Source organism: Paenibacillus lentimorbus NRRL B-30488, assembly GCF_000411595.1.
Lineage (GTDB): Bacteria > Bacillota > Bacilli > Bacillales > Bacillaceae > Bacillus > Bacillus velezensis.
The window spans coordinates 289,740-310,696 of sequence record NZ_ANAT01000005.1 but is presented as its reverse complement, the minus strand read 5'-3'; the positions used below and the strand labels follow the sequence as shown (position 1 = coordinate 310,696).

Here is a 20,957-nt window from a genome sequence, read left to right as displayed (position 1 = left end):
TGTTTCTTCAGGGCCTATTATAATGTGATGTGATTTTGCGGCAAAGACAGCGTAAACGCATCTATACGTTACCGTACAAATTGCCGTGATCTGTCTAATGAAAGGAGTGTCTCTTATGCCGGATTCTGTGACAAATGACATCAAACAAGCGCTTTTGGCCATGCTTGGAGAGCGGGATATCCGCCGTGTGACCATGAAGGACATCGCCGGACGGGCGCACGTGAGCCGGGGGACACTGTACCTTTATTACGAAGATAAATATGCGATTTTAGAGGATATAGAGGAAGAAATGAAAGACGGGCTGAGCGAAGCGCTGTATGATTCGCTGAAGAATAAAGATGTGCTTCATTTACAGGGCGGATGGCAAAAAGTGCATCCGACACTGTCTTTTGTTGACCGGCATCGGGTGTTTTTTCAAACGATGATGGACCGTCATAAAATGCCGTATTTTCACTTTCATGCTTTTTTAAAAGATGTGTTCCGGCATGATGTGCTGCTGTCACCGGTCAATGCGGATTTCTCACCGACTGAACAGGATATGTACATTCATTACCGCGCGTTATACACGTACGCCATTGTGTTGTACTGGCTGAATGAGGAGCCCGGGGCATCCCCGGAAGAAATCAGCGGACAGGTGTGGGATTTGATTTCTCAAAAACGGTTTTACTGGCTGTTCGGCCGCCGGGTGCCGGAACAAGAAGAAAAAAAGCCCGCCGACCGCCGGGTGACCCGAACGAGGCAGGCCTTGCAAGAAGCCATGATCGGCTTAATGGCGGAAAAAAAAGAGTACGCGGCGATTACGATTTCCGATATTGCCCGTCAAAGCAACCTCCGCCGTGCCACTTTTTATGACCATTACGCCAACAAAGAAGCATTGCTGAAAACGATCATCCATCAATCATGCCGGGATCTGATCGGATTATTGACGGTAAAAGGAGATCCTGCCGACTGCTCCGTGGAAGAAGCGGAAGCCGCGCTCGTCCGTCTCTTTTCGGCACTGTCGGACGGCCTTCCGCTCGTTCATTTTCTGAGAGAGGGTTCCGAAGTGCCTGACGTCATCCCGGAAATGTTCAGAGCGCTGCAATCGTTTTATCTTCATCAGCCTCTGCACATTCAGGCGGGCAAAAAGCTCTATGCATACTATGTCGCGTCCATGCTCGTCGGTCTGATTCAATATCGTCTTCATGAAGGAAAAGACCACGCGCCGGATATGCTGGCCCGGGAGTTTCTGCAGTTTTTGGATGTGAAGAAGTATCGGGTGATTTTGCTGTGAGGATGATGAAAAAGAACTCGGCCGGAAAACAGGCCGGGTTCTTTTTTGCTGTTTTCTTTGAGAAGTGCCGATATGAAAGAAACCTTCCATATGGCGCCTGATCAGCATTCTGCCGCCAAACATGACAAATGTCATATTCGGGGCATGATGGCTGCTACTACAAAAGCGTCTGGCGCCCCGTTATACTTGGGATCATAATGAAAAAGAAGGGACATGACATTCATGATCAATCACGCCGCAACTCAAAAACAAGCGTCTTTAAAAAAGCAGGTTGCCGCATTTTCCGGCGCCGATACAAAGCATAGTATCATTCAGCTTTTCAACACGTTTGTGCCATTTTTTTGCCCTTTGGTTTCTTGCTTACTTCAGCCTCAATATCTCCTATCTTCTGACCCTCGCCTGTACTGTTATAGCAGCGGGATTTTTGACAAGAATCTTTATTATTTTCCACGACTGCTGCCATCAATCCTTTTTCAAACAAAAGAAGCTGAACCGGCTGTTCGGGTTTATTTCAGGTGTTCTGACACTGTTTCCGTTCCTTCAATGGCAGCGAAGCCACTCCATTCATCATGCGACAAGCAGCAACTTAGATAAACGGGGCACCGGCGATATTTGGATGATGACCGTCAAGGAATACAACGAAGCGTCAGCCTGGACAAAAATACGCTACAGACTTTATCGCAATCCGTTTATTATGTTTATTCTCGGTCCGATTTACGTATTTCTGATTAAAAACCGTTTCAATGTAAAAGGCGCCCGCCGCAAGGAGCGCTGGAACACCTATTTCACGAACGCGGCGATTGTCTTATTGGCTGCTGCGACGTGCCTGCTTGTCGGCTGGGAAAACTTTTTGCTTGTTCAGGGTCCGATTTTCCTTATTTCGGGGTCAATCGGCGTCTGGCTCTTTTATGTTCAGCACACGTTTGAGGATTCTTATTTTGAAGCCGATGAGCATTGGGATTATGTGCAGGCCGCGGTAGAAGGAAGCTCCTTTTACAAGCTGCCGAAGCTTTTGCAATGGCTGACGGGCAATATCGGCTACCATCATGTCCACCACTTAAGCCCGAAAGTGCCGAACTACAAGCTGGAAGCGGCTCATGAGGGACACGAGCCTTTAAAAAACGTACCGACCATTACGCTTAAAACAAGTCTTGAATCCATGAAATTCCGTCTGTGGGATGAGGACGAAAAGCAGTTTGTCACCTTTCGGGAGGCGCGGAAAACACCGGCGCCCCATCCGGTGCCGAAAGAACCTTTAAAGAAAAATGCCTGATACGGCGCACAGCTGGCTCTTTCTCTTATCAGAAAGAGCCTTCTCTTCATGCGTGAGGGTGCAATGAAGGCGGTGTTTTGATAAAGTGATGGTAGACACAAGCAGCAGAAGGTGGAACAAAGATGAAGAAGTATTTTAAATTTCAAAAACTGAACGGGATTTCTCCTTATATATGGACGATTTTTTTCATCTTGCCTTTTTATTTTATTTTTAAAAGCTCTTCTACCTTTGTCATCGTGGCCGGCATCATTTTTACGCTCGTTTTCTTTGGGGCATACCGCTTTGCATTTGTTGCAAAAGGCTGGCCGCTTTACTTATGGGCGCTTCTTCTGATCGGCATTTCGACCGGCTCAGCCATGCTGTTCAGTTATATTTATTTCGCCTTCTTTATCGCCTACTTCATCGGCCATATCCGAGACAAAGTTCCATTTTACATCTTATATTACATTCATATCATCAGTGCGGCGGTTGCCGTCAACTTCAGCCTTGTTCTGAAAAAAGAATGGTTTTTGACACAAATTCCGTTTATCGTCATTACACTGATCAGTGCCATCCTGCTTCCGCTCAGCATTCGAAGCAGAAAGGCAAGGGAGCGCCTTGAGGAGAAATTAGAATATGCAAATGAGCGAATTGCCGATCTTGTGAAGCTGGAAGAAAGGCAGCGTATCGCCCGGGACCTTCACGATACACTTGGACAAAAGCTCTCCTTAATCGGACTGAAAAGCGACCTCGCCCGAAAGCTGATATATAAGGACCCTGAACAGGCCCGCGCTGAGCTGAAAAGCGTGCAGCAGACGGCCCGCACCTCTTTAAATGAGGTCAGACAAATCGTCTCATCGATGAAAGGCATCCGATTGAAGGATGAGCTCGGCAATGTTCGGCAAATTCTTGAAGCGGCAGGAATTGAATTTGTGTATGAAGAAAAAGAAGCGCCCAAACATATCTCTTTGCTGAATGAAAACATCGTCAGCATGTGCATTAAAGAAGCCGTCACCAATGTCGTGAAACACAGCGGCGCCAAAGTATGCCGCATCACCATTCAGCAGCTTTGGAAAGAGGTTGTCATTACGGTAGAAGACGACGGCAGCTTTCAATGCAGAGAAGACCGCTTTTTTTCAAAGGGGCACGGCCTGCTTGGAATGAGGGAACGTCTTGAATTCGCAAACGGCAGTTTAGCCATCGATACAGCCGCAGGAACAAAGCTGACCATGAGAATCCCGAATGATTCAAAATCAAAAGAAAAGGATGGTAGCAGATGATCAACATCTTCATTGCCGAGGATCAGCAAATGCTGCTCGGCGCACTCGGTTCGCTGTTGAATTTAGAAGAGGATATGACGGTTGTCGGCAAAGGCACAAGCGGCCAGGATGCCATCGATTTCGTGGAAAAACATGCGCCCGACATCTGCCTGATGGATATCGAAATGCCCGGGAAATCAGGTCTTGAAGCGGCAGAAGAACTCAAGGACAGCGGTGTGAAAATCATCATTTTGACGACCTTTGCCCGCTCCGGCTATTTTCAGCGGGCGCTAAAAGCAGGCGTCAGCGGGTACATGCTCAAGGACAGCCCGAGCGATGAGCTCGTCAGCGCCATCCGCAGCGTCATGAAAGGGAGACGCGTCTATGCACCTGAATTAATGGAGGACATCTATAGTGAAGAAAACCCGCTGACCGAACGGGAAAAAGAGGTGCTCGAGCTTGTCGCAGACGGAAAAAACACGAAAGAAATCGCAAACGCCCTCAGCATCAAAAGCGGCACAGTCCGCAATTACGTTTCGATGATTCTGGATAAACTAGAAGTGAAAAATCGAATTGAAGCCATTACCCGATCAAAGGAAAAGGGCTGGTTTAAGTAACCCGCCCTCAGCTTGTTCAGCCAGTGTTTTTGCACTGGCTTGTTTCTTTTTCGCCGTCACTCCGTCTCTTCCTTCCACTTCTTATCAATCAGCATTTTTCCCGGCCAAGTGTATGCCATGATGCCGCCGTCTGCGGTGATGTCTTCTCCCGTGACGTAAGAGCTGTCGTCTGAAGCGAGGAAGAGCGCGACAGCCGCCATTTCTTCCGGTTTTCCGAGCCGGCCGAGCGGCGTGACCCATTTGTTGGCTTCACGGAACGCCTCGCCCATTTCGTCTTCTTTCGTGCCTGCCAATTTATCAATGAGCGGCGTTTCAATTGTGCCCGGCGATAAGGAATTGACGCGGATTCCGCTTCTGGCGTAATCAATGGCCATCGCTCTCGTCAGGTTCGTGATTCCGCCTTTTGCGGCGTTATAGCCGGAGCGGTCAAGGTCTGCGGCCCGGCCGGACATGGAGGAGGTGTTGATGATGGAGCCTCCTTTTTCGAGCATGAGCGGAATCAGGTATTTGCTGCACAAAAATGTGCCGCGCAGATCGACGGCGATGATCCGGTCAAAAAGCTCGACCGGGTATTCATGGACTTTGCCGCCCTCTTGGTCAACACCGGCATTGTTAAACAGAATATCAATTGTTCCGTACTTTTGCTGAATGCCGTCCGCAAAAGACTTTATGTTTTCTTCGTCTGATACATCAAGGTGAAAGGCTTCTGCTTCTCCGCCGTTTTTTCTGATGGCGCTGACGGTTTCATTCAGTTCGCTTTCATTGATGTCACCGCAGATCACGCGGGCGCCTTCATCGGCGAAAACCCGTGCCGTCGCTTGTCCGATGCCTGTCGCGGCCCCTGTGATGATTGCGGTTTTGTCTGTTAATCTTCCCATAATGCGATTCCTCCTTTTTTTATAACTGTTCCCGCTGAATAGGGGGATAAACATATGGAGGTTTATTTCTAAATACCTATTAAATATGTTAATATTATGTATATACATCATTGGGGGGTTTACATATTTTGAAGATACAGCATAAAAAGGAGATAGCGTTTTATTGTTATGCCATTGTTCCTATGGGATTTGTGATTTACTCCGTTATCTCTATTCTGTTTCAGGACATCACGTTTCCTCTCACTGTAAGAAATGTTCTGCACGAGTCTTTGCGAAACTTGGGATCTCTTATCTTATTTAGTTTGTTTTTCTACCCGTCATACATATGGATGAAGAAGGAATTCGGCCGCCGGAAAGAAGCAGAGAGGAGAGGATGATCAACATTCTCTCTTTTTTATTGATAAAATGGGTGAAATGAATCCATTAACATGTTAAATTTACAATATATGCATCTGCTAATCCTAGTTGACAATTGTCACTGTATATGATAAATAGATGCTGAAAAGATTTTACATAACATCAAAGCATAATTAAAGGAGAGATCTGAAGTGCGGAAAAAAAGTTTAAAGCAGAATCCAAGCGATTGCTGGACATGATGATTAACTCCATTTACACGCAGAAGGAAATTTTTCTCCGCGAGTTAATTTCCAACGCGAGCGATGCGATTGACAAAATCTATTACAAGGCGTTAACCGATGATTCATTAACGTTTGATCAAGACAATTACTACATAAAAGTGACGGCGGATAAAGAAGCGAGAACGCTCACCGTCACAGATACCGGTATCGGGATGACAAAAGACGAGCTTGAACAGCATCTCGGCACGATTGCGAAAAGCGGTTCACTCGCTTTCAAGCAAGAAAATGACTCGAAAGACGGCCATGACATTATCGGCCAGTTCGGCGTCGGGTTTTATGCGGCGTTTATGGTGGCTGATAAAGTCACGGTGAAAAGTAAGGCGCTCGGCAGTGACGAGGCGTATGTATGGGAGTCGGAAGGGGCCGCCGGCTACACGATCGCGCCGTGTGACAAGGAAACCGTCGGTACGGAAATCACCCTGAAAATAAAAGAAAACACAGAAGATGAAAGCTATGATGAGTTTTTAGAAAACTACCGCATCAAAGCGATCGTGAAAAAGTACTCTGATTTTATCCGCTACCCGATCAAAATGGAAGAGACGGTCAACAAGCCGAAAGAGGGCAGCGAGAACGAATTTGAAGAAGTTCAGGAAGAACAGACGGTCAACAGCATGGTGCCGATCTGGAGAAAAACAAAAGCGAGCTGACGGATGAGGATTACGAGGCTTTTTACGCCGAGAAGCATTACGGTTTTGATAAACCGCTGACCCATGTGCATATCAGCGTCGATGGAGCGGTGCGCTACAATTCGATTTTGTTTATTCCGGAAAACATGCCGTTTGACTATTATACGAAGGAATTCGAAAAAGGATTGGAGCTGTATTCCAACGGCGTGCTGATCATGGACAAATGCGCCGACCTGCTTCCGGATCATTTCAGCTTTGTAAAAGGCATGGTGGATTCTGAGGATCTGTCGCTGAACATTTCCAGAGAGATGCTGCAGCACGACCGCCAGCTGAAGCTGATTGCGAAAAACATCAATAAAAAAATCAAAGCCGAGCTGAAGAGCCTGCTGAAGAACAAAAGAGAAAAATACGAATCTTTCTATGAATCTTTCGGCAGACAGCTGAAATTCGGCGTCTATAATGATTTCGGCGCGAATAAAGACGTTTTAAAAGATCTGCTTCTCTTCTATTCATCTAAGGAGAAAAAGCTCGTCACTCTGGACGAATATGTGTCCAGAATGCCTGAGGATCAAAAATATATCTATTACGCGTCCGGCGATTCATATGAGCGGATTGAAAAGCTGCCGCAAACTGAAATGGTGGCGGACAAAGGCTACGAAATTTTATATTTCACGGAAGATATTGATGAATTCGCGATCAAAATGCTGACAAGCTACGAGGAAAAAGAGTTCAAATCCGTCTCAAGCGCCGACTTAGGCATCGACAGTGACGAAGATGATAAGCAGACTGAAGCCGAAGAAAACGAATATAAAGACCTGTTCGAAAGCATGAAAGAGATTCTTGCGGATAAAGTCAAGAATGTCAGAGCCTCAAAACGCTTAAAATCTCATCCGGTCTGCTTTGCGACAGACGGCGAAGTGACGATCGAAATGGAGAAAGTGTTAAACGCCATGCCTGACAGCCAGCAGGTCAAAGCGGAAAAAGTGCTGGAAATCAACCCGAATCACGAGGTGTTTGAGACGTTAAAGAACGCGCACGGACAAGATCGGGAAAAGCTTGCTTTATACACAAACCTGCTGTACAATCAGGCGCTTCTGATTGAAGGGCTGCCGATCCATGATCCGGTCGAGTTTACGAATGACATCTGCAAAGTTATGGTATGACGCCAAAAAGGAATCGCCCAGCGGGGGCGATTCCTTTTTTGATTACAGTGTGCGCTGTTTAAGAATTTGATTTTGTTTGCTGCGCTTCTTTAAGGAGAACCGTTTTTTCAAGTGCGTTTCGATTTCTTCTAAACTTCTGCCCTTCGTTTCAGGAACGATGTAAGCGGCGAAGAAAAAGGATGTAAGGCAGATGACTGAGAATATTCCGAATACCCAGCCGATGCCCATGGCGCTCAGCATAAGCGGGAATACCAGCGAAACGACCAGGTTTGTTGCCGACAGAATCAATGTCGTAAATCCGGTTGCGGCTCCGCGTGCGTTTGACGGGAACAGCTCCGGCATCAGGACCCATACGACGGGACCCCATGTCGCCTGGTAAAAGACGATATAGATTCCGAGAAACAGCACGGTCAGCCAAGCTGTTGAAGCTGACAGGCCGGCCAGAAGGAGAATGGCTGATAGTGACGCCAGGCTCAAGGTAATGCCGACACTTCCCCACATCAGCAGTTTTTTCCGGCCGATCCGGTCAATTAAGATCATGGCGGTGATACACATGATGACGTTTAAGACACCGATGCCCATCGTGCCGAGAACGGACGCCGAAGTGCCGAGTCCGGCCTTCGTAAAGATGGTCGGCGCATAGTAAATCACGGTGTTGATCCCGACCGCCTGCTGGAAGATGGCGAGGCCGATCCCGATCAGCAGCATAGGGCGGATCCATTTTGCTTTCAGCAAGCCGAGCGTAGATTCTTTTTTCTCAGCTTCTCCTTGTTTCATTTCCGCCAATTCAACGGCGATATCCTCTTTGTCGTGCGTCATTTCCATGACTTGTCTGGCTTCCTGCTCACGGCCGCGTTTGACGAGCCATCTCGGAGATTCCGGCATAAACGCGATTCCGATTAATAAAAGCGCCGCCGGTACTGCCGCGAGACCGACCATCCAGCGCCAAGCTTCAAACGGGGTGAATATGTAATTCACAATATATGCGAGTAAAATTCCGGTCACAATCATTAAGTTATTCAATGTGCCGAGCGTTCCGCGTATTTTTGTCGGCGCCATCTCAGATAGATAAACGGGAACCAGCGCCGTTGAGCCTCCGACGGCTAACCCGAGAATGACACGGGAGATAATCAGCATAGTGACGGTTTGCGAAGCCGCACAGGCAAGCGCGCCGATAATAAAAATGAGTGAAAGGACGAAAACCACTTTTCTCCGGCCCCATCGGTCAGAGCATGTCCCGCTTAAGGCGGACCCGAAAATCGCACCGAGCAGCAGCATGCTGACGACCAATCCCTCGGTCAGCGTGTTTAAAGGAATATCATTGTTAATAAATAACAAAGCCCCTGAAATCACACCGGTGTCATAGCCGTAAAGCAGCCCGCCCAATGCTCCGAAAAAGTAAATCAGGTATTTTTTGGTGTTTTTCTTCACAGATGATCCTCCTCATCTTTTGGAACGCATAATAGTTTATTTAGATAACTATTTCATTCCCCGAAGAGAAAAATATAAACATAAAAAAACACGCCCTTTCAAAAAGGCGTGTTTTTTCTTAGGAAAACAGCTTATCAATAAACGCGATTTCTTCAGCAGATAGCGTAATGGAGGCTGCTTTCACGTTGTCTTTTAATTGATCCGCGCGTTTGGCGCCCGGAATCAGGATATCGATTTCAGGTCTCGCCAAGTACCAGGCAAGCACGATATGCGCCGTATCGGCGTTGTGCTTTTCGGCAATCGGTTTGAGCTGGTTGACTTTTTTGATGTTTTCTTTAAACTGCTCCCCTTGGAAATGCGCCTGATCATTGCGCAGGTCGCCTTCCGGGAAGGTTGTGTTCTCGTCGTATTTGCCGGCCAGCAGTCCGGATACGAGCGGGAAGTACGGAATGAATGAGATGCCGTGTTCTGTTGTATAAGGGAAGAAAGTCTTTTCCGCCTCACGGTTCAGCAGGTTGTATTCTTCTTGAACCACGTCGACTAAGCCGTCTTTATTGGCTTCTTTCAGCTGCTCCAAAGAGAAATTGGATACGCCGATGGAACGGATTTTTCCTTCTTTTTTCAGCTCATTCAATGCTTGAACGGCTTCGTCCTTCGGTGTATGCTCATCCGGGAAATGGATGTAGAATAAATCGATGTAATCCGTCTGCAGGCGTTTCAGGCTGTCTTCGACCGATTGTTTCAAAAAGGCCGGTGAGTTGTCGAAAACAAAGTCATTGCCTTCTTTTCTGTGAGCGGCTTTTGTGGCGATGAAGACATCCTCGCGGTTATATTCTTTCAGCACCTCGCCGATCAATTCTTCAGAACGGCCCACACCGTAAATATAGGCAGTATCTAACATGGTAACGCCGCTTTTAATCGCTTCCCGGACCAATTCTTTTCCCGTCTCTTCATTCAGATTCGGATAGAGATTGTGTCCGCCGACCGCATTTGTTCCCAAACCGATCGGAAATACCTTTAGGTCAGTTTTGCCGATTGTTACTTTGCTCATGTTTTCGCCCCCTGAAAAAATTGGATATCATAGCGCCTGCCGGAAAAATACGGCAGCGTTCTCTATTAACTATAACGCTATGCCAAGTGAATGTCGATTTGGTGCTCTTGGCAATACTTCGTATATTCCTCATCGAGCTGCTGAGAAGTGACAATGCTGTGAAGCCGGTCGAAAGGCGCGTATGTCAAAAGCGTGGATTTGCCGAATTTGGAATGATCCGCGAGCAGATACACTTCGTTCGCCTTTTCGGAAATTTTCTTTTTCACCTCGTATTCCAGTAAGTCGGAATTCGTCAGGCCGTGGGTGATCGTTGTCCCTGTAGCGGACATGAACGCCTTGTTAATGTTGTATTTATTGAGTGTGCTCGGATCATCAATGCCGACAAACGACCTTGTCTTCCGCTTGTAGTTATTGCCGATGATGATCAGGTCGATATTTTTCATGGATGAAGCGGCGTTAATAATATCAAGGCTGTTCGTCAACACCGTTACATTCTTATCCGGATCAAGCGTCTCCAGCATCGATTTGGTCGTCGTGCCGGAATCAATAAATACAAGATCGTGATCCTCGATAAACCGCGACGCATAGCGGGCGATTTTGATTTTTTCATCCTGATGTTGAATGGTGCGGTTCTCAAAAGGGACGAGCACAGATTTTTCTGCTGACGTCACGCCGCCGTACACCTTTTTGATCACCCCTTTTTCCGCAAGCTTATTAATATCGCGTCTGACCGTGTTTTTAGAGACGTTGAATACCTCGCACAGCTCATCCAGCGAAGTGGCTCCGTGTTTGAGAATGTATTCTTCCATCTCCTGAATCCGCATCAGTTTCATAAAAAAACTCCTTCTAGAATTCTTAAAGTAATTAAAATATATAATAAACACCAAGAGTTAATCAATAGTTACTTAACAAATGATAAAAAAGAGGGTTCCCACCGTACGATTCGACACGGTTCTCCAAGTTCCTGTTTTCCCGCTCAAAAAAAGTACGATAAAAATAATGAAAAAATTTTGATTTTTTAGATTGACTTGAAGGTGTGTTGGGCTTACAATGTAACCAAGAAATGACCAAAATATAACCTGTAAAATCAAAAGTGAAAGATGTAACCGTTTGCTTTATCCGGCACATGACCAACTTTTACATGAAAAGATTGGGAGTCACCATCATTTTAGCATTTGTAAGCGTTTAATTCATGTCTTTTATATGAAAAAGATGAATATATTCATCCGTTATTATCCAGCTGACAGGATGTTTACTATTTAAGGAGGCAATGAGAATGGCAGAGATCAGAAAACTGAAAAACTACATCAATGGTGAATGGGTTGAAAGTAAGACAGATCAATATGAAGACGTTGTCAATCCGGCGACAAAAGAAGTGATGTGCCAGGTTCCGATTTCTACACGGGAGGATGTGGAATACGCCGTCCGCTCAGCGTCAGAAGCGTTTAAAACATGGTCGAAGACGGCGGTGCCGCGCCGTGCGAGAATTCTATTTAACTATCAGCAGCTTCTCCAGCAGAACAAAGAAGAGCTTGCCCGTCTGATCACTTTGGAAAACGGTAAAACACGACAGAAGCACTCGGTGAAGTGGGACGCGGAATTGAAAACGTCGAATTCGCAGCGGGAGCGCCGTCACTCATGATGGGCGATTCACTTGCCTCTATCGCGACGGATGTAGAGGCGGCGAATTACCGCTATCCGATCGGGGTGGTCGGCGGTATCGCACCGTTCAACTTCCCGATGATGGTCCCGTGCTGGATGTTTCCGATGGCGATTTCGTTAGGAAACACTTTCATTCTGAAGCCTTCTGAGCGCACGCCGCTGTTAACGGAAAAACTGGCAGAGCTGTTTGAACAGGCCGGTCTGCCGAAGGGTGTCTTCAATGTCGTGCACGGCGCGCATGACGTCGTAAACGGCATTCTTGAGCATCCGGAGATTAAAGCCATCTCATTCGTCGGTTCAAAACCTGTCGGCGAGTATGTTTTCAAAAAAGGCAGCGAACATTTGAAACGCGTGCAGGCGTTAACGGGCGCAAAAAACCATACGATCGTGTTAAATGACGCCCACCTTGAAGATACGGTCACAAACATTATCGGCGCGGCATTCGGTTCGGCAGGAGAGCGCTGCATGGCATGCGCGGTCGTGACGGTTGAAGAGGGAATCGCCGATGAGTTTATGGCGAAATTACAGGAAAAAGCAGCGGACATCAAGATCGGAAACGGACTGGATGACGGCGTATTTTTGGGACCGGTCATCCGCGAGGACAACAAAAACCGCACGCACAGCTATATTGAAAAAGGCATCGAAGAAGGAGCGAAACTGCTTTGTGACGGCCGTGAACATGTAACGGAAGACGGCTATTTCGTCGGACCGACGATTTTTGACAACGTGACGACGGATATGACGATCTGGAAAGATGAGATCTTTGCGCCCGTTCTGTCGGTCATGCGTGTGAAAAATTTAAAAGAAGCGGTTGACATCGCCAACCAGTCTGAATTTGCGAACGGCGCCTGCCTGTTCACGTCAAATGCGAACGCGATCCGCTACTTCCGTGAGAATATTGACGCGGGAATGCTCGGCATCAACCTTGGCGTCCCGGCGCCGATGGCATTCTTCCCGTTCTCGGGCTGGAAGTCTTCTTTCTTCGGCACATTGCACGCAAACGGAAAAGACAGCGTCGACTTCTATACACGTAAAAAAGTCGTGACGGCACGATACCCGTCTCCTGACTTCAATTGATCAGACAGCCGGCCCGGACGGCTTTGTGATTCCGTCCGGGTTTTCTTTTACCATCCATTAAGGAGGAATAAACATGAGTCATTTGCTGCGCAAACCGCAGGCCGATGAGATTTCTCAAGGTGTGACCATCATACATGACGTCACTTCAGCCAATTCAGACCTCAAATATGTCGGATTTAAAGTCGTTGATCTCGCTTCCGGCTCAACATATACAGAAGATTTGAAAAAGACGGAGTGCTGCATCGTTGCGGTAACGGGAAAAGTTACCGTCACTGATTATGATCAGACATTTGAAAGCATCGGCACCCGTGAAAGCGTATTTGATAGAAAACCGACGGACAGCGTTTATGTGTCCAATGACCGCTCTTTTGGAATCACAGCCGTCAGCGGGGCGAGGGTCGCGCTGTGCTACTCTCCGTCCGAACACCAGCTTCCGACAAAGCTGATTAAAGCGGAAGACAACGGTGTGGAACATCGCGGCAAGCTGGCAAACAAACGAACCGTTCATAACATTCTCCCCGATTCAGATCCATCGGCAAACAGCCTTCTCGTTGTTGAAGTTTACACGGACAGCGGCAACTGGTCGAGCTACCCGCCTCATAAACATGACCAAGACAATCTGCCGGCTGAATCCTTTTTAGAAGAAACCTATTACCATGAAACGGACCCGCCGCAGGGATTTGTCTTCCAGCGTGTGTACACGGACGACCGCTCGATTGACGAGACGATGACCGCAGAAAATGAAAACGTTGTCATCGTGCCGGCGGGCTATCACCCGGTTGGTGTTCCGGACGGGTATACCTCTTACTACCTGAATGTAATGGCGGGACCGACACGAAAATGGAAGTTTCATAATGATCCGGACCATGAATGGATTCTGGAACGCTGACAAGTGAGGAGTGGCAGATAACGATGAAATATACGTTTAATGAAGAAAAAGAGTTTGATATTGTCGCGATCGGACGCGCGTGTATTGATTTGAACGCGGCGGAATACAACCGGCCGATGGAAGAAACGATGACGTTTTCTAAATATGTCGGCGGCTCCCCGGCAAATATTGCGATCGGCAGCGCCAAGCTCGGATTAAAAGCCGGTTTTATCGGCAAAATCCCGGATGACCAGCACGGCAGATTTATCGTTTCTTATATGCAGGAAAAGGGCGTTGATACGTCACAAATGACCGTTGACAGAGAAGGGCGCAAAGCGGGGCTCGCTTTTACGGAAATTCTCAGTCCCGAAGAGTGCAGCATTCTGATGTACCGGGATGACGTGGCGGATTTGTATCTAGAGCCGTCCGAAGTCAATGAAGGCTACATCGCAAACGCGAAAATGCTGCTCGTATCAGGTACGGCGCTTGCGAAAAGCCCGTCGCGCGAAGCCGTCTTAAAAGCGGTGCAAATCGCAAAAAACATGACGTAAAAGTCGTGTTTGAGCTCGACTACCGTCCGTATACATGGCAATCGGCAGAAGAAACAGCCGTGTACTACACGCTGGCGGCGGAACAATCCGATATCGTCATCGGTACGCGTGACGAATTTGACGTAATGGAAAACCGCAGCGGCGGAAATAACGATGAAACCGTCCGCCATTTGTTTGCGCACTCCGCCGACCTTGTCGTCATTAAGCACGGCGTTGACGGATCATACGCATACAGCAGATCGGGGGAAGTTTTCCGGGCGCACGCCTATAAAACAAAGGTGCTGAAGACCTTCGGAGCGGGTGATTCCTATGCGTCAGCCTTCATCTACGGACTGGTCAGCGGCCGGGATATTGAAACGGCTTTAAAATACGGGAGCGCTTCCGCTTCCATCGTCGTCAGCAAACACAGCTCCTCAGAAGCAATGCCGGCTGCCGGTGAAATCATCGAACTGATTGAAGCGCAGCACAGTCTTAACGGTAAATAGAACGTATAAAAGGTGGGATCGTTTGTGGGTAAGACCATTCGCTTAACGACAGCACAAGCGCTGATTCAATTCTTGAACCGGCAGTACATTCATGTTGACGGAAAAGAAGAGCCGTTCGTTGAGGGCATCTTCACGATTTTCGGCCATGGAAATGTGTTGGGGATCGGGCAGGCGCTCGAGCAGGACGCCGGGCACCTGAAAGTCTATCAAGGCAAAAACGAACAAGGCATGGCGCATGCCGCGATGGCATACAGCAAGCAGATGCTGAGAAGAAAAATTTACGCAGTATCGACATCGGTCGGTCCGGGTGCCGCTAACTTGACGGCTGCCGCGGGTACGGCGCTGGCCAATCATATTCCGGTGCTGCTGCTTCCGGCCGATACCTTTGCGACGAGGCAGCCTGACCCGGTGCTTCAGCAGGTGGAGCAGGAATACAGCGCCGCCGTCACAACAAACGATGCGTTAAAGCCCGTGTCCCGCTATTGGGACCGCATCACCCGCCCCGAGCAGCTGATGAGCAGCTTAATCCGGGCATTTGAAGTGATGACAGATCCGGCAAAAGCGGGCCCGGCGACCATCTGCATTTCTCAGGATGTAGAGGGAGAAGCATTTGATTTTGATGAAAGCTTCTTTGAAAAACGTGTTCATTACATTGATCGGATGCAGCCGAGCGAGCGTGAGCTGAAAGGCGCCGCGGAGAGAATTAAGGAGAGCAGCCGTCCCGTCATTTTAGTGGGCGGCGGCGCGAAGTACTCCGGCGCGCGTGAGGAATTAATCGCGCTTTCTGAAACATACGGCATTCCGCTTGTCGAAACGCAGGCCGGCAAGTCAACAGTTGAAGCCGATTTTGCCAACAATCTGGGCGGCATGGGCATCACGGGCACACTCGCCGCAAACAAAGCCGCCCGCCAGGCTGATCTGATCATCGGTGTCGGCACACGGTACACGGACTTTGCGACATCCTCGAAAACGGCGTTTGATTTTGACAAAGCAAAATTTTTGAATATCAATGTCAGCCGCATGCAGGCATACAAACTTGACGCGTTTCAGGTCGTAGCCGATGCGAAAGTGACGCTCGGCAGGCTGCACGGCTTATTAGACGGATATAAAAGTGCATTCGGCACGGCGATTAAAGACTGGAAAGATGAATGGCTGGCTGAACGGGACCGGCTCGGCAAGGTCACTTTTACACGTGACGCGTTCAAGCCGGAAATTAAAAACCATTTCTCACAGGACGTGTTAAACGAGTATGCCGACGCGCTCGAGACTGAGCTGCCGCAAACAACTGCGCTGTTGACCATCAATGACACGATTCCTGAAGACAGCGTCGTCATCAGTTCGGCGGGATCTCTTCCGGGGGATCTGCAGCGGCTATGGCATTCCAACGTCCCGAATACGTACCATCTGGAGTATGGCTATTCCTGCATGGGATATGAAGTATCGGGCACGCTCGGCCTCAAGCTGGCTCATCCCGACAAAGAAGTCTATTCACTCGTCGGCGACGGAAGCTTTCTGATGCTGCACTCAGAGCTGATTACCGCGCTTCAATATAACAAAAAATCAATGTCCTGCTCTTTGACAACTCCGGGTTCGGCTGTATCAACAACCTGCAGATGGATCACGGGAGCGGCAGTTATTTTTGCGAGTTCCGCACAGAGGACAATCAGATTTTAAACGTTGATTACGCGAAGGTGGCAGAGGGCTACGGCGCTAAAACATACAGAGCCAATACGGTTGAAGAACTGAAAGCGGCGCTTGAAGATGCGAAAACGCAAGAGGTATCCACTTTAATTGAAATGAAGGTTCTGCCGAAAACGATGACGGACGGCTATGACAGCTGGTGGCATGTCGGCGTGGCGGAAGTGTCGGGGCAGGAAAGCGTTCAGCGCGCATACGAAGCGAAAGAGATGAAGCTGAAGTCTGCGAAGCAGTACTAGAGGGGAGGCATCACGATGGGCAAACAAAATATTCTGTGGGGCATCGCTCCCATTGGGTGGCGCAATGACGATATGCCGGAGATCGGAGCCGGGAATACGCTGCAGCATTTGTTAAGCGATATTGTTGTCGCCGGTTTTCAAGGTACGGAAGTGGGAGGGTTTTTCCCTGAACCCTCCGTCCTCAATAAGGAGCTGGCTCTCCGGAACTTGCGGATTGCGGGGAAATGGTTCAGCAGCTTTATCATTCAAGACGGTATTGAAAAAACGGCTGAACAATTTACAGAACACTGTGATTATTTGCAGAAAGTCGGAGCGGATGCCGCCATCGTTTCTGAACAGACGTACAGTGTCCAGGGCTTGGATATTGATGTATTTAAGAAAAAACCGCACTTCTCAAATGAAGAATGGGATACACTGTGCCAAGGCTTGAACCGTCTCGGGAAAATCGCTGACGAATACGGGCTGGAGCTCACGTTTCATCATCATCTCGGCACAGGCGTCCAGACGGCGGAAGAAGTTGACCGGCTGATGGATGGAACGGACCCGCGGTATGTCCATTTACTTTATGATACCGGCCATGCCTATATCTCGGACGGAGACTATATGACGATTCTCAACAAGCATATGGATCGGATCAGACACGTTCATTTCAAGGACGCGCGGTTTGACATTATGGAGCGGTGCAGACAGGAAGGCAAGTCATTCAGGCAGTCGTTTTTACAGGGCATTTTTACGGTGCCCGGAGACGGATGCATCGATTTTACCGAAGTGTACCAAACGCTCGTCCGTCATGATTATTCAGGCTGGATCGTCATTGAAGCCGAACAAGACCCGGCAGTCGCCAATCCGCTTGAGTACGCGCTGATTGCGAGAAAGTACATCGACAGTGAACTGCTTGATCCTGCAAATTAGAGGGGGACTTATATGAATCGTGCCAAGGCGGAATCAGCTTTCAGCAAAAGGACCATCGCCGCAGCATTAGCAAATTACATTGATGCAGGTTCCATCGTTGCAGGATCAGCGGGTTTATCTATGTGGGTCAGCTATTTGAAGCTGTCCGACAGTCAGATCGGATTGCTCGGCGCCTTCAGCGCAAACGCGATATCAGCGGCCGTCGGAGCGCTGCTCGGCGGGTATTTGGCTGATAAGGTCGGCCGAAAAGCTGTATATACAAACAGTATGCTCGTCTACGCTTTAGGAATTTGTTTGGTTTTGTTTGGATTCAACTTTCCCATGCTGTTATGCGGATACATGATTATCGGGATTTCTGTAGGAGCGGATATTACGGCTTCATGGACCATTATCGCGGAAAACGCCCCTGAGAAAAACCGGGCGAGGCATTGCGGAGTGGCGCAGGTGGCGTGGGCCGCCGGAGCCGTTGTGGTTCTGCTGTTATCCGTTTTGGTCGGTGACCTCGGGCTTTTAGGAAATAAAATTGTCTTTGCGCATCTATTGGTGATCGCCCTGATCACATATGTGATAAGAAAGCGTTTACCTGAGTCGGATGCCTGGAAAAACAGTGAAGAGCGGCCTGCCGCCGTGAAAAAAACATCTTATTTTGACTTGCTTCAGCCGAAATTTTTCAAGAACATTTTGTTTTTAATGGGTGTGTTTCTCGTATGGAATCTCGCCGCGGGCGTCATGGGATTCTTCATGCCGTATATCTACCAGCAGGTCGGCGGCGTATCCGCAAATACGGCCAACATTCTGCAGATGGCCCTGTTTATCTTCACCGGTCTCGGCGTCGCCTGTATCTTCATGCCTTTTGCAGATCAATATCGGAAAACGGTGTTCGGAATCTGCGCCTTTATGGCTGTTGTCGGCTGGTCGCTGTTTTTGCTGCCGTTTCAGGGGCTCCCGATGCTGCTTTTGTTTGTTTTAGCGATCGGCATCAATAACGGAGCCGGCCAGCAGGCGAACTACCAGCTGTGGGCAAGCGAGCTGTTCCCGACAGAACACAGAGCGTCAGCACAAGGGCTCATGTTCTTTCTCGTCCGTATTTCAATCGGCATTTGGAGTTTATTTGTGCCGGTCATCATGTCACAATTCGGCATCGGTTTTATGGCCGGTATTCTGCTCATATGTGTGACGGCCAGTATGATCATCGGGCTTGTTTTCGCACCGAATACGTCCGGCAAGTCGCTTGAACAGATACAGGAGGAACTGTACGGTGCTCCTCAGGACGGCAGCGGGAAAAAAGACGAGAACCATTATTTGATTATCAGAAGGAGTGGCGATCAATGAATTTACGTATAGGTGTTATCGGAACCGGTGCTATCGGAAAAGAGCACATCAACCGCATCACAAATAAGCTGTCCGGAGCGGAAATTACCGCTGTCACAGATGTGAATCAGGAGGCCGCGCAGCAGACCGTTCAGCATTTCAATTTGAACGCCTCGGTTTATCCTGATGACGACAGCCTCCTCGCTGCTGAAAATGTGGATGCCGTCTTAGTGACAAGCTGGGGCCCGGCTCACGAATCCAGCGTGTTGAAAGCGATTCAGCACGGCAAGCACGTGTTTTGTGAAAAGCCGCTTGCGACAACGGCAGAAGGCTGTATGCGCATTGTCGAGGAAGAAATGAAGACGGGAAAACGATTGGTGCAGGTAGGTTTCATGCGCAGATATGACAGCGGTTACGTTCAGCTGAAAGAAGCGATCGACAACCGTGCGGTCGGCGAGCCGCTGATGATTCACTGTGCGCACCGCAACCCGACAGTCGCATCGAATTATTCAACGGACATGGCCGTCGTCGATACGCTCGTTCATGAAATTGATGTTCTCCACTGGCTCGTCAATGACGACTATGAATTCGTACAGGTCATCTATCCGAAGAAATCAAAAAATGCGCTGCCGCATCTGAAAGATCCGCAGATGGTCATCATCGAAACAAAAGGCGGCATTGTCATCAATGCCGAAATCTACGTGAACTGTAAATACGGCTATGACATTCAATGTGAAATCGTCGGGGAAGACGGCGTTATCAAGCTTCCGGAACCGTCAAGCATCAGCTTGAGAAAAGAAGGGAAATTCAGCACCGATATTCTGATGGACTGGCAGCGCCGATTTGTGGCTGCGTATGATGTGGAAATTCAGGACTTCATTGATTCGATCCGGAAAAAAGGCGAAGTCAGCGGTCCGACGGCATGGGACGGTTATATTGCCGCGGTGACAACAGACGCGTGCGTAAAAGCTCAGGAATCCGGACAGAAAGAGCCAGTGGCGCTTCAAGAGAAACCGGCATTCTATCAATCATTTACGACTGTGAACAAATAATAGATCGGGAGTGAAAAATGAAACTGGCCTTAGATCCATCCATGTACCGCGATGATTTAACATTAGAGGAAATGGTCTATAAAACGGCGGAGCTCGGATACGAATATATCGAACTGTCCCCGCGTGAGGATTTTTGTCCTTTCTATAAATATCCGAAAGTCGATTCAGCAAAAATCAAACAATTGAAGCGCCTTTTAAAGGATACAGGTGTGAAGCTGTCCTCTCTTCTTCCGCTTTACCACTGGGCGGGTCCTGATGAAGACCGCCGACAGGCCGCCGTGCGCAACTGGAAACGGGCGATCGAAATTGCGGTTGAACTTGAAGTGGATTTGATGAACAGTGAATTCAGCGGTTCAAAGTATGATCCGTTGACAAGTGAAGAAAAATTCATCAAATCCATGGATGAGCTGCTGCCCGTCTTTGAAAAAGAAGGCGTTAAACTCAACCTTCAAGCCCATCCATACGATTTTATCGAAACGCACAAAGGTGCGATGGATATGATCCGCGCGCTCGATAAGGATTGGATCAATCTTGTCTACTCGACTGCGCATACGTTCTTCTATGATGACGGCAAAGGCGATATCGAAACCATGTTTGATGAAGCCGGCGACCGCCTCACGCATGTTTTATTTGCAGATACTTTTAATCATAAAGCGGCGCACGGCCTGCGTTACATCGTCAATCCGCCTGATGCGAAAGTAACGGTTCACCAGCATTTGGACATCGGGCAAGGCGAGGTCGATTTTGAGACGATTTTCAGAAAGATGAGAGAGATGAAATTCGACGGAATTGCAACGAACGCCGTGTTTGCTTGGGTCGGCGAAAGAGCGGATGAATCAAGCCGGATCATGCTTAAGAAATTAAAAGAAGAACTGGGTATGGCATAAGCTGAGTATGGAGTTCGGCGGATCGGA

The 20,957-nt window shown here is 48.4% G+C and carries 13 protein-coding genes and 5 pseudogenes; 14 read left to right on the top strand and 4 right to left on the bottom strand.

The window, feature by feature from the left end; translation table 11 throughout:
- Positions 1–115 precede the first annotated feature (115 nt).
- From D368_RS02425 to D368_RS02405, 4 genes and pseudogenes are all read left to right on the top strand, one after another.
- Entirely contained in the window at positions 116–1,273 is a 1,158-nt protein-coding gene (locus tag D368_RS02425; protein WP_015418578.1) for a TetR/AcrR family transcriptional regulator, read from the top strand.
- A 222-nt stretch (positions 1,274–1,495) separates the two neighbouring features.
- Positions 1,496–2,546: pseudogene (gene desA / locus D368_RS02415) on the top strand (Delta(5) desaturase DesA).
- A gap of 122 nt (positions 2,547–2,668) precedes the next feature.
- The gene (locus D368_RS02410; RefSeq protein WP_004393210.1) at positions 2,669–3,805 is read left to right on the top strand and encodes a sensor histidine kinase; all 1,137 of its coding nucleotides are present in this window, start codon (positions 2,669–2,671) and stop codon (positions 3,803–3,805) included.
- Positions 3,802–4,401: a response regulator transcription factor gene (locus D368_RS02405; protein ID WP_007407848.1), complete on the top strand. Its 600-nt coding sequence runs from the start codon at positions 3,802–3,804 to the stop codon at positions 4,399–4,401. Before D368_RS02410 ends, D368_RS02405 begins: the two co-directional genes overlap by 4 nt.
- Positions 4,402–4,457: 56 nt before the next feature.
- Here D368_RS02405 and D368_RS02400 read toward each other — a convergent pair whose 3' ends face one another.
- Positions 4,458–5,279 carry an SDR family oxidoreductase gene (locus D368_RS02400; RefSeq protein WP_071392495.1) on the bottom strand — a complete coding sequence of 274 codons (822 nt, stop codon included), beginning with the start codon at positions 5,277–5,279 and terminating at the stop codon, positions 4,458–4,460.
- Between the two features lie 128 nt (positions 5,280–5,407).
- Between D368_RS02400 and D368_RS02395 the strand changes: the two genes are divergently transcribed.
- Positions 5,408–5,656 (top strand): hypothetical protein, encoded by a 249-nt coding sequence (locus D368_RS02395; RefSeq protein WP_041482137.1) that lies wholly within the window; start codon positions 5,408–5,410, stop codon positions 5,654–5,656.
- Positions 5,657–5,871: 215 nt separating this feature from the next.
- Positions 5,872–7,706, top strand: a pseudogene (gene htpG, locus D368_RS02390) (molecular chaperone HtpG).
- 42 nt (positions 7,707–7,748) lie between these two features.
- On the opposite strand, the gene D368_RS02385 reads toward htpG, so the two are convergent.
- From D368_RS02385 to D368_RS02375, 3 genes are all read right to left on the bottom strand, one after another.
- On the bottom strand, positions 7,749–9,137 hold the full coding sequence (locus tag D368_RS02385; protein WP_065180357.1) for a sugar porter family MFS transporter: 1,389 nt from the start codon (positions 9,135–9,137) through the stop codon (positions 7,749–7,751).
- 118 nt (positions 9,138–9,255) lie between these two features.
- Positions 9,256–10,188, bottom strand: coding sequence for an aldo/keto reductase (locus D368_RS02380; RefSeq protein ID WP_071392494.1), 933 nt, complete (start codon positions 10,186–10,188; stop codon positions 9,256–9,258).
- Positions 10,189–10,265: 77 nt separating this feature from the next.
- The gene (locus D368_RS02375; RefSeq protein ID WP_004393223.1) at positions 10,266–11,021 is read right to left on the bottom strand and encodes a DeoR/GlpR family DNA-binding transcription regulator; all 756 of its coding nucleotides are present in this window, start codon (positions 11,019–11,021) and stop codon (positions 10,266–10,268) included.
- Between the two features lie 437 nt (positions 11,022–11,458).
- Between D368_RS02375 and iolA the strand changes: the two are divergent.
- The 8 genes and pseudogenes from iolA (at position 11,459) to D368_RS02335 (ending at position 20,930) form a co-directional block, all read left to right on the top strand.
- Positions 11,459–12,927: pseudogene (gene iolA / locus D368_RS02370) on the top strand (methylmalonate-semialdehyde dehydrogenase).
- Positions 12,928–13,000: 73 nt separating this feature from the next.
- Positions 13,001–13,816, top strand: a complete 816-nt coding sequence (gene iolB / locus D368_RS02365) for a 5-deoxy-glucuronate isomerase (protein WP_128574522.1) — start codon at positions 13,001–13,003, stop codon at positions 13,814–13,816.
- A 23-nt stretch (positions 13,817–13,839) separates the two neighbouring features.
- Positions 13,840–14,831: pseudogene (iolC, locus tag D368_RS02360) on the top strand (5-dehydro-2-deoxygluconokinase).
- Between the two features lie 24 nt (positions 14,832–14,855).
- Positions 14,856–16,768 (top strand): annotated as a pseudogene (gene iolD / locus D368_RS02355) (3D-(3,5/4)-trihydroxycyclohexane-1,2-dione acylhydrolase (decyclizing)).
- A gap of 15 nt (positions 16,769–16,783) precedes the next feature.
- A complete protein-coding gene (gene iolE / locus D368_RS02350; RefSeq protein ID WP_004393234.1) occupies positions 16,784–17,680 on the top strand; it encodes a myo-inosose-2 dehydratase in 897 nt (298 codons plus the stop codon).
- Between the two features lie 12 nt (positions 17,681–17,692).
- Positions 17,693–19,012 (top strand): MFS transporter, encoded by a 1,320-nt coding sequence (locus tag D368_RS02345; RefSeq protein WP_128574521.1) that lies wholly within the window; start codon positions 17,693–17,695, stop codon positions 19,010–19,012.
- Positions 19,009–20,043: a bifunctional inositol 2-dehydrogenase/D-chiro-inositol 1-dehydrogenase gene (gene iolG, locus D368_RS02340; protein WP_128574520.1), complete on the top strand. Its 1,035-nt coding sequence runs from the start codon at positions 19,009–19,011 to the stop codon at positions 20,041–20,043. The genes D368_RS02345 and iolG overlap by 4 nt, the downstream gene beginning before the upstream one ends.
- A gap of 17 nt (positions 20,044–20,060) precedes the next feature.
- Positions 20,061–20,930, top strand: coding sequence for a sugar phosphate isomerase/epimerase family protein (locus D368_RS02335; RefSeq protein ID WP_014306128.1), 870 nt, complete (start codon positions 20,061–20,063; stop codon positions 20,928–20,930).
- The last annotated feature ends 27 nt before the right edge of the window (positions 20,931–20,957 follow it).